The organism is Collinsella sp. AM29-10AC, from assembly GCF_003469085.1.
GTDB lineage: Bacteria > Actinomycetota > Coriobacteriia > Coriobacteriales > Coriobacteriaceae > Collinsella.
Genome location: NZ_QSKB01000001.1, coordinates 93,776 through 103,012, shown reverse-complemented (window position 1 = coordinate 103,012; position 9,237 = coordinate 93,776). Strand labels below are relative to the sequence as shown.

Sequence of the window (9,237 nt, the reverse complement as noted above, 5' to 3'; positions counted from 1 at the left end):
CTAGCTGCTCGCCTTCCGATACCCCGTGGCAAACGAAGGGTCGTAAAGCTTGCTGCGCTCGTACGACTCCGCTTGCGCGCCGTCGTGCGCAAGCCCGCCGCGAGCTCCGAGCACGCGGCCCACCACCACGAGCGCCGTGCGGTCGATGCCCTCTCGCGCGCCCGCATCGGCGAGCGTGCCCACTGTGCATCGCACCACGCGCTCCTCAGGCCAGGTCGCCTTATACACGAGCGCCGCCGGCTCGTCGGAGCTGCGGCCCGCGGCCAAAAGCTCGGCGGAAAGCTCGGCGAGCATACCCGAGCTCAGGAAGATGACCATAGTCGAGCCGCTTTCCGCCATGGTGCGCATGCCCTCGCCCGCAGGCATGGGGGTGCGCCCGGAAAGCCGCGTGATCACGACCGACTGGCTGATTCCCGGCAGCGTGTATTCCTGGCGAAGCGCCGCCGCGGCACCGCAAAAGCTCGACACGCCGGGCACCACCTCGTAGTCCACGCCGCGCGCGTCGAGCGCGTCCATCTGCTCCTGGATGGCGCCGTACAGGCACGGGTCGCCCGTGTGCAGGCGCACCACTTCCTCGCCCCGCGCATCTGCCGCGCACATCACGTCGAGCACTTCCTCCAAGGTCATGTGCGCGCTGTCGTAGACGATGCAGGATTCCTTGCACTCAGCGAGCAGCTCGGGGTTCACAAGGCTCCCCGCCCAAACGACCACGTCGGCCGCGTGCAGAAGGCGCGCCCCGCGCAGCGTGATAAGGTCGGCGGCGCCAGAGCCTGCGCCAACGATATGAATCATCCGAGCCTTCCCTTCCCGTTTCTCATCGCAACCGTTTACGCCGCCATTCGCGCAGCGGGCAAAACACGGCGCCTGCGGCAGCAATCGGCGCAAATACGCAGGCAGGAGGCGCAATGCCGCCCGCGCTGGCTTTGACACGTTCACAAGTGCCCACTATCATAGTAAAAGTTTCGGCAACGAGCATATGACAATCGGATAAAAGGAAATGACCGGCGCGGCGCCTGCACAGCCCGCGCTGGCTTGCGGAGGGAACCAGGTGGGAATCCTGGGCAAGGGACATTACTGTATAGGACGCGCGGGCGAACCGCCTCGCGCCCCAAGCCAGACTGCTTCGCCTTTTCCTCACGGCATCGCCGTGGCGTTAGCTCCTTGTGAACCCCGAGGGGTGCGCTTTTCTTTCGCTTGTGCCGACAAGCAACTGTCGCCGGGGGACCGGCAAACCGAGGAAAGGAAAAACCATGTCCGACCAGATGTCACGCCGCGGCTTCATGGGCGCCGCAGCAACCGGAGCCGTCGCGCTCGCCGGAGTCGCGCTCGCGGGCTGCTCCAACACCTCCGCGAGTTCCGAGAAATCTAGTGAAAAGGAGAAGGCCGCGAAGCCGGTCATCCTCGTCACGAGCTTCGGCACGAGCTACAACGACTCGCGCCACATCACCATCGGCGCCATCGAAGACGCTATCCGCGAGAAGTACTGGCAGGACTACGACATCCGCCGCGCCTTCACCGCGCAGATCATCATCGACAAGCTGAAGAAGCGCGACGGCATCACGATCGACAACATGACCGAGGCGCTTGACCGCTGCGTGGAAGACGGCGTGAAGGAAATCGTCGTGCAGCCGACGCATCTCATGGCTGGCCTGGAATACGCCGACGTGAAAGACGAGCTCGACAAGTACGCCGACAAGTTCGACAAGATCTCGCTCGGCGACCCGCTGCTCACCTCCGACGACGACTACAAAAAGGTGGCCGCAGCCATTAAGGAGAACATGGCGTCCTTCGACGACGGCGAGACGGCGCTGTGCCTCATGGGCCACGGCACCGAAGCCGATTCCAACGCCGACTATGCCAAGATGCAGGAAGTGTTCAAGAACGAGGGTTTGACGCAGTTCTTCGTCGGCACCGTCGAGGCTGAACCGACCTGCGAGGATGTTATCGCCGCCGCGAGCGCCGCAGGCTACAAGAAGGCCGTGCTCGCGCCGTTCATGGTGGTCGCGGGCGACCACGCGAACAACGACATGGCAGACGAGACCGACCCCGACAGCTGGGCTGCGAAGTTCGTGGCCGCCGGCTTCGAAGTGACGTGCCTGCTCCAGGGTCTGGGACAGAACGTCGCGGTCGACGACATCTACGTCTCGCACGTGGACGACGCCATCGCCAAGCTGTAAACTCGCCGCGCACGGGGGCGCCGGTCGCGTCCCCGTGCAACGGGCATGCGCCTTTCCCCGACTGACGACGCATGCCCGTTGCATTCGCATCCCGACCGCCCACCGCACGGCGCGGACGGTCGAAGCGATTGAAAGGAACCCCCTCCATGTTGAAGAAAACCCTCGTCTTCGCCCTGTCGGCGGCGCTTTGCGCGTTCTCGCTCGCCGGCTGCGCCGGAAATTCAATCGACAGCGCAAAGGCAAGCGATGCCGATTCCCAGGAAAAGACCGAACAGGCGGCCGATGCGCCCGCGGGCGCAAGCGCTGCCCCCATCACCGCCGACAAGGTGGCCGACGGCACCTATCCAATCACCGTAGATTCCAGCTCGAACATGTTCAGGATCGTGGACGCCCAGCTCATCGTGGAAAACGGCTCCATGCACTGCGTGATGACGCTTTCCGGCACGGGCTACGGCAAGCTCTTCATGGGCACGGGCGACGAGGCTGCCGCCGCGAGCGAGGCCGACTTCATCCCCTATGTGGAAAACGCGGAAGGCAAGTACACCTACGACGTGCCCGTTGATGCGCTCGACGAGGACACCGCCTGTGCCGCGTGGAGTATTAGAAAAGAGCAGTGGTACGACCGCACACTTGTGTTCGAATCCGCCGGCGTCGATCTGCGCGCCGACGCACTGAAGTAACGCCATGCGGTCGATTCTTCCCAAGGGGGAAAACAGGAAGCTCCACAGCATCGCGGCGCGCGCGATCGCCTGCGTTCTCGTCGCCCTGCTCGCGCTTCCCTTCGCGGGGTGCAGTGCGAGCCCGAACGCGACCGGTGGCACGGCGGGCTCTCAGGAATACACGGTGAGCGTCTCGCTTTCCGGCGGGTCAGGGCGCGCAAGCATCGCCTCACCCACCACAATTGTGAAGGATGGCGACACCTACACCGCGACCATCACCTGGTCGAGTTCGAACTACGACAAGATGACCGTCGACGGCGTGGACTACGCGCCCGTAAACGACGGCGGCAACTCCACGTTCGAGATACCCGTCACGCTCGACGAGGACATCGCCGTGTCGGCCGAGACCGTCGCCATGTCGACGCCGCACACCATCGACTACACGCTCCACTTCGACTCATCCACCATGAAGGAGAAATCGGGCGACGATGCAAGCGGCGGCTCCCCTGCGGGAACGGCTTCAAGCGCCGCGGCCGACTTCCACAACGCCGATTTGGGCTGCGGCTGGGAGCCGACGGGAGCGCTTCAGCTTGAATACGCCGAGCACTTCACTGTCGACGAGTTCGAAGGCGGCCTGCGGCTTATCTGCATTTCGAACGGGGAGCGCTTCCTCGTGGTGCCGCAAGATGCGAAGGTACCTGATGGGTTAAGCTCCGACATCGCGGTCATAAGGCGCCCCGCCGACAAGGTGTACCTCGTGTCGTCGGCGACGATGTGCCTGGTCGACGCGCTCGATGCGAACGACAATATCTTAATGTCGGGCACGAAAGCCGACGATTGCTCGGTCGCGGGCTTCAAAAGCGCGCTCGGAAGTGGGGCGATCGCCTACGGCGGCAAGTACAGCGCGCCCGACTACGAGCGAATATCGGCCTCGGGCTGCACGCTCGCCATCGAGAACACCATGATCAACCACACGCCCGATGTGAAGGAAAAGCTGCAGAAGCTCGGGCTCGTCGTGCTCACCGAACAGTCGTCGAGCGAGCCCAAAGCACTCGGGCGCGTCGAGTGGATTAAGCTTTTCGGCGTCCTGTTCGACAAGGAAGACGAGGCCACGCACCTGTTCAACGAGCAGAAGGCCCGCGTCGAGCAAACGTCGGGGCTCGCGTCGTCAGGTAAAACCGTGGCGTATTTCTACATTAACTCGAACGGGGCCGCCGTCACGCGGCGGGCGGGCGACTACGTGGCGCAGATGATCGAGCTTGCAGGCGGCAGCTACGCGCTCGATGACGCGCAGACGGCGTCGACGTCAGGTTCGTCAGTAACGCTCGAAATGGAGCGCTTCTACGCGACAGCGAAGGATGCCGACATCATCGTCTACAACGGCACCATCGACGAATCGGTTGCCACCTTGAACGACTTCGTAGGCAAAAACGCGCTATTGTCGCAGTTCAAAGCCGTGAAGAACGGCAACGTCTGGGTCACAAGCGCCGACATGTACCAGCAGATGACTTCTACCGCCGACATTATCGACGAGCTGCACGGGGCGTTCACCGGCGATGACGCGAGCGACTTCCATTATCTGAGGAAGCTCGGTTAGCGCCATGAGAAGCCGGCTTTCCATGGCATACGACGAATCGGGGCGCGCCGCGCGGTGTCACGTCGTGACGGCGCTGCTCGCTGTTGCCCTCATCGTGCTCGTCGGGGCCAACCTGTGCATCGGGAGCGTGCTCGTGCCCGCAGACCACATCCCCGGCATCCTTTCGGGCGGCGCGGCCAATTCCATGGAAAGCCAGGTCATCTGGGAGATTCGCCTGCCGCGCGTGCTTTCAGCCGTGCTTCTCGGCGGGGCACTTTCGCTTTCCGGGTTCCTGCTGCAGACGTTTTTCAACAACCCCATCGCCGACCCGTTCATCTTGGGCGTCTCCTCGGGCGCAAAGTTCGTCGTCGCGCTTACGATGATCGTACTTCTAGGCGCGAACCAGGCCATGTCCTCGCCGGCCATGGTGGCCGCAGCGTTTCTGGGCTCGCTTATCACCATCGGCTTCGTGCTCCTCATCGCACGGCGCATAAGTTCCATGGCCATGCTCATCGTGGCGGGCGTCATGGTGGGATACATCTGCTCGGCGGCGACGAACTTCCTCATCGCCTTCGCCGACGACCAGTCCATCGTGAACCTGCACAACTGGTCTTTGGGTAGCTTCTCGGGTTCGAGCTGGGACGACATCGCGGTCATCGCGGTCGTGGTGATCACCGTGAGCGCATGCGTATTCGCGATATCGAAGCCCCTTTCCGCCTTCCAGCTGGGAGAAGCCTACGCGAAAAGCGTCGGCGTGAACGTCGAACGCTTCCGCGTGGTGCTCGTCCTTCTAGCGAGCATGCTCTCCGCCTGCGTGACCGCGTTCGCTGGTCCGGTGTCGTTCGTAGGCATCGCGGTTCCGCATCTCGTGAAGTCGGCGCTAAAGTCGTCGAAGCCCATCCGCGTGATTCCTGCGTGCTTCTTGGGAGGCGCCATCTTCTGCGCGGGCTGCGATTTGATCGCGCGCACGCTGTTCTCTCCCGTCGAGCTTTCCATCAGCGCCGTCACCGCCATCTTCGGCGCTCCGGTGGTTATCGCGCTCATGTTGAAGAAGCGGGTGAGGTAGATGCGGGAATTCGTGCCGCGGCCCAAAACGCTCGGAGGGGACATTCCATGCTTAGACAGTCCTGAGCTCGCACGAAAGCGCCAGAAGGCACTTTCGGCTCGTGCGGAACTGCGCGCGGAACGCCTCTTCCGAGCGGAGCCGAACCTCGAAACTACGGTCGAAACGCAGGCTGACGGAGCGCCGCTTTTCCACATAAGCGACCTGTCGGCGGGCTACGACAAGAAGGTCGTAGTCGGAGGCGTCGATCTGGAGGTTCGCGCGGGCGACGTCGTGGCGCTCATCGGGCCGAACGGCTCGGGCAAGTCGACCATCTTAAAAACCATCACACGCCATCTGGCACCGCTTGCCGGCGCGGTCGAGCTCGACGGGCGGGAGATTTCCCGATGGAAGACGGCGGAGTTTGCAAAGAACCTTGCCGTTATGCTGACAGATCGCCCCCGGACCGAGCTCCTCACCTGCCGCGATGTCGTAGAGGCGGGAAGGCACCCCTACACCGGGCGAATGGGCACACTCTCGCCCGACGACCATAGTCGGGTCGACGAGGCCATGAAAACCGCACGTGTGGAAGAGCTCGCCGAGCGCGACTTCATGCAGATAAGCGACGGGCAACGCCAGCGCGTCATACTCGCACGCGCCATCGCGCAGGATCCGCGTGTGCTCGTGCTCGACGAGCCCACGTCGTATCTCGATATCCGCTACCAGATCGACCTGCTGCGAATACTTCGCCACCTTGCGAAATCGCGGAATGTGGCTGTCATCATGTCCATCCACGAACTCGAGCTCGCGCAGAAAAGCGCCGACAAGGTGATTTGCGTGAAGGACGGCCGGGTCTTCCGCGCCGGCGTACCCGAGGACATATTCACGCGCGAGACGATTGGCGAGCTCTACGGCCTTCAACATGGCACCTTCAACGAGCGCTTCGGCAGCGTGGAAATTGGACGCCCGCACGGCGATGCGCACACGTTCGTCATCGCCGGCGCAGGTACGGGGTCGGCTGTGTTTCGCCAGCTCATCCGGCAGGGCAAGGCGTTCTACACGGGCGTTCTGCACGAAGGGGACATCGACTGCGAGCTAGCGCGCGACCTGGCGGCGGAATGCGTGGCCGAGCGCGCCTTCGAGCCGATCGGGGATAAAACCATAGCCCGCGCCAAAGAGCTCCTCGTCCACTGCGCGCGCCTTATCGTGTGCCCCGCCGCCTTCGGCACCATTAACGCCCGCAACGCAGAGCTCGTCGAGTTCGCACGCTCGCACGGTATCGAGGTCATGCGAGCGTGCGAAGGCGCATCGGAGGATTCCCAATTGGGGTGGAAAGGATAAACTGGACTTTCTTTTAAGGATCCTCAGGCTACAGCTCCTACGCCGGCGAGGTCTACAAGGCGCCGGAGAACCTCGTAAACAGGAATTTCCACGCCGACGAGCCCAACCTGCTGTGGCTCACCGACATCACCGAGTTCAGGCTCCCGGGCGGCGAGAAGGTCTACCTGAGCCCGGTCATCGACTGCTTCGGCGGGATGCTCGTCGCCTGGTCGATCGGGCTGCACCCCGACAAGCGCCTCGCGAACTCGAGCCTGCGCCTAATCCAAGCGAGATTCCAGACTCGACAGGCCATTGAGAGTCAGGTCGTTGGCGACCTCCGAGACGCGCTCGATAGGAACCGAGCCGTCAGACAGCGCCCATGTGCGATAGATTCCGATAATACCCGACAGCAAAAACGCCAGATAGTAGTCGAACATCTCGTCCTTGAGACCGTGGGGCAGCAGATCGCGCTCGGCAATCTCGTGCTCGAGCGGCGCACGAAGACGAGCCATAAAATCATCGAGCGGAATGTTCTCGATCAGCTGACGATTGAGCACCAGGTTGTTGCACAGCGCCTCGTTAACGGTTTTAAAGAAGGTCGCCGCCGCGCCCAGGGCGCGCTCGTTGGTGTCACCGTCCATGGAAGCAAGCGTTTTCTCGACCGAGTCGACAATCATCTCCACCACATCGACGGCAATGGCATCGAGCAAGCCATCAACCGTACCAAAGTGCACGTAGAAGGTTTTACGGTCGACATTGGCCTCGCGCGCGATGGCACTCACCGTAATGTCTGCCAGCGGCTTTTCCATGAGCAAGCGCTCAAAAGCGGAAAGGATGGCATTGCGGCTGCGAACGATACGGCGATCAATACGCGGTTTACTGGTGGCCATGGGTGTGTCCCTTCGATATGCGAGCATTCATCAACAGATGAGAGATAATCTACGTAAGAGGATTATCCCCCATACAGCTCAAATATGCCCCGCATCATGAAGAACGCACGACTGCCCTACCGCGACTTAGGGTGCTTCTTCTTATTGAGCGCCGACGGAGATACGCGGATACCGTCGCCCGTCTGGCGCACATAGGCTTTATGAGCCGGCTTAGCGGTCCCAGAAGCCTTCTGAGCGTGCTTCCTGGGATCAACGGTAACAGCATTCGTGGGGTGCGGCTTAGTGGGCGCAGAGGGCGTCTGAGGCTCGCGGCCGATTTTGCGCATCACGCGATCCCAGCGCGCATGGATGCTCTCGTTGTGGGCGCTCTTAAGTCCCAGCAGGGGCGCAGCCAAAATGGTCGGCGCAATAAACGTAATGAGGCGCCACAGCAGATAGCCGGCGGTCGAAGCCGACCCAAAGAAATGACCCAAGAACAAAGCAAAGCCGCCCTCAGCGCCACCAGTTCCACCGGGCAAGGGAACCGCAGAGCTCAGCAGCTGGACAAAGGCGCTCGCGGCCATGACCGAGAAAAAGTCGACCTCGTGATGGCCAAAGGCAAGCATCAGGAAATACGGAACCAGATAGAAAAACGCGAGCTGCAGCATGGTGATAAACACGGTGAGCAGCATGGACGAAAAATGTCCGGCCGAAAGCTTGAACTTCTCGGAGAAGGAGTAGATCTCGCCGTCGACAAACGTGCGCCATCCCTCGATCTTAGTGGCCGAGACACCTATGCGCTCGAGCCAATTGATGATGCAATGGGCAACGCGCGTGACGGTCTTAGGCATGAGCGCGACGGCGAAGATGCCCAGCAAGATGCAGCAATGCCCACCAAAGCTAAAGACGCACAGCAGCGTCATGTCGCCATAGCGCTCGGCAAAAAACGGCATGCGAGCAAGCAGTAGGATAGCCCCCCAGGCAACGAGGCCAAACTGGTACACGATAAAGCGCGTGAACTGCGTGGCTCCGGCCTCGCCGACATTTTGGCCCGCCTTGGTCAGGCGGTAGATCTGGGCGGGAGTCGAGCCCATCATCATAGGCGTGAGGTTGCCAAAGAAGATGCCACTCGCCTCGACCGAGATCAGGTCGCGAATGCCGACGGGTGAATTGGGGTCAAGCCATACGGCGATCGCATAGGCCACAATGCCAAAGAACAGATACATGAACATGCAAAGACACGCGACAAAGAGCCATGACGCCTGCACGCTCGACATAGCGGCCCAGAACTGCCCCATCTGCCCGGTTACCACCAGATAGACGATATAACCCACCAGCACGACGCCGATAAAGATGGCGCCGCGGCGTGCGCTCTTATTGTCATCTCCGCCCGAGGCCTCAACCTCGACCTGGGGCTTAGACGTATGCTGAGAGGACTCCGTCATGAGACTCCTTCTAACAGTCAAAATATCTTGGTTATTGTACCCGTAAGGGCCATAGGAAGAACGCAAAGCTCTGGTTCAAACGGGAATTGCAGACGGTTGTTTGGAAATAAAAAACCCGGGCTTCCATGGGAAGACCGGGTATCAGATGC

At 61.7% G+C, this 9,237-nt stretch carries 8 protein-coding genes and 1 pseudogene; 6 read left to right on the top strand and 3 right to left on the bottom strand.

From position 1 onward, the window contains the following. Positions 1-792 (bottom strand): precorrin-4 C(11)-methyltransferase, encoded by a 792-nt coding sequence (cobM, locus tag DW754_RS00480; protein WP_117758125.1) that lies wholly within the window; start codon positions 790-792, stop codon positions 1-3. A 458-nt stretch (positions 793-1,250) separates the two neighbouring features. Between cobM and DW754_RS00475 the strand changes: the two genes are divergently transcribed. The 6 genes and pseudogenes from DW754_RS00475 to DW754_RS00450 form a co-directional block, all read left to right on the top strand. Beyond that, the gene (locus tag DW754_RS00475; RefSeq protein ID WP_117583469.1) at positions 1,251-2,177 is read left to right on the top strand and encodes a sirohydrochlorin cobaltochelatase; all 927 of its coding nucleotides are present in this window, start codon (positions 1,251-1,253) and stop codon (positions 2,175-2,177) included. A gap of 146 nt (positions 2,178-2,323) precedes the next feature. Further along, on the top strand, positions 2,324-2,857 hold the full coding sequence (locus DW754_RS00470) for a hypothetical protein (protein ID WP_117716075.1): 534 nt from the start codon (positions 2,324-2,326) through the stop codon (positions 2,855-2,857). 4 nt (positions 2,858-2,861) lie between these two features. Next, the gene (locus tag DW754_RS00465; protein ID WP_118071983.1) at positions 2,862-4,433 is read left to right on the top strand and encodes an ABC transporter substrate-binding protein; all 1,572 of its coding nucleotides are present in this window, start codon (positions 2,862-2,864) and stop codon (positions 4,431-4,433) included. Between the two features lie 22 nt (positions 4,434-4,455). After that, a complete protein-coding gene (locus tag DW754_RS00460) occupies positions 4,456-5,478 on the top strand; it encodes an iron ABC transporter permease (RefSeq protein ID WP_117758127.1) in 1,023 nt (340 codons plus the stop codon). Then, positions 5,479-6,795, top strand: a complete 1,317-nt coding sequence (locus tag DW754_RS00455; RefSeq protein ID WP_117758128.1) for an ABC transporter ATP-binding protein — start codon at positions 5,479-5,481, stop codon at positions 6,793-6,795. Between the two features lie 29 nt (positions 6,796-6,824). After that, positions 6,825-7,049 (top strand): annotated as a pseudogene (locus tag DW754_RS00450) (DDE-type integrase/transposase/recombinase); the annotation flags it as partial. A 3-nt stretch (positions 7,050-7,052) separates the two neighbouring features. Here the strand turns inward: DW754_RS00450 and DW754_RS00445 are convergent. After that, complete coding sequence (locus DW754_RS00445) at positions 7,053-7,664, bottom strand: TetR/AcrR family transcriptional regulator (protein WP_055250431.1); 612 nt, start codon at positions 7,662-7,664, stop codon at positions 7,053-7,055. Positions 7,665-7,780: 116 nt separating this feature from the next. Beyond that, a complete protein-coding gene (locus tag DW754_RS00440; RefSeq protein WP_117758129.1) occupies positions 7,781-9,088 on the bottom strand; it encodes a lysylphosphatidylglycerol synthase transmembrane domain-containing protein in 1,308 nt (435 codons plus the stop codon). Between the last annotated feature and the right edge of the window lie 149 nt (positions 9,089-9,237).

What these genes read in the sequence shown, in the direction of transcription:
- cobM (WP_117758125.1), bottom strand. Translation starts at nt 792, where the DNA reads ATGATTCATATCGTTGGCGCAGGCTCTGGCGCCGCCGACCTTATCACG.
- DW754_RS00475 (WP_117583469.1), top strand. Translation starts at nt 1,251, where the DNA reads ATGTCCGACCAGATGTCACGCCGCGGCTTCATGGGCGCCGCAGCAACC.
- DW754_RS00470 (WP_117716075.1), top strand. Translation starts at nt 2,324, where the DNA reads ATGTTGAAGAAAACCCTCGTCTTCGCCCTGTCGGCGGCGCTTTGCGCG.
- DW754_RS00465 (WP_118071983.1), top strand. Translation starts at nt 2,862, where the DNA reads ATGCGGTCGATTCTTCCCAAGGGGGAAAACAGGAAGCTCCACAGCATC.
- DW754_RS00460 (WP_117758127.1), top strand. Translation starts at nt 4,456, where the DNA reads ATGGCATACGACGAATCGGGGCGCGCCGCGCGGTGTCACGTCGTGACG.
- DW754_RS00455 (WP_117758128.1), top strand. Translation starts at nt 5,479, where the DNA reads ATGCGGGAATTCGTGCCGCGGCCCAAAACGCTCGGAGGGGACATTCCA.
- DW754_RS00445 (WP_055250431.1), bottom strand. Translation starts at nt 7,664, where the DNA reads ATGGCCACCAGTAAACCGCGTATTGATCGCCGTATCGTTCGCAGCCGC.
- DW754_RS00440 (WP_117758129.1), bottom strand. Translation starts at nt 9,088, where the DNA reads ATGACGGAGTCCTCTCAGCATACGTCTAAGCCCCAGGTCGAGGTTGAG.